The organism is Chryseobacterium sp. SIMBA_029 (assembly GCF_046535275.1).
Taxonomy (GTDB): Bacteria; Bacteroidota; Bacteroidia; order Flavobacteriales; family Weeksellaceae; genus Chryseobacterium.
Window position 1 is genome coordinate 1 of the sequence record NZ_JAWRXA010000243.1, and the last position, 277, is coordinate 277.

1 protein-coding gene is annotated in these 277 nt (G+C 63.2%); it reads left to right on the plus strand.

Annotated features, from left to right (window positions below):
• On the plus strand, positions 1–277 hold a 277-nt coding region (locus SB679_RS23995), incomplete at both ends, for a hypothetical protein (protein WP_410704748.1).

Genomic DNA, 277 nt, shown 5'->3' on the forward strand with positions numbered 1-277 from the left:
GCGGAGATCGTCGTAGTGGATACGGGGTTTTGCTTGGAATCCGACGAAGAACTGAGCTTCGACACCATGGCGCCACGGCGGAACGCCGCAACTCTTCGAAGCCTGGAGCTTGCCGACGTCGTTTTCGCCGTGGGTGCAGCCGATTCCATTGGCATTCCCAGACTCGTCAGAGGGCTCGCCGAGCTCCGGACAGCCGTTCCGCAGGCCTCCCCGAGAGTCGTCCTGAATAAAACCAGCGCGCACTCCGTCGGGCGTGCGCCCAAGGAGCAGTTGCGGG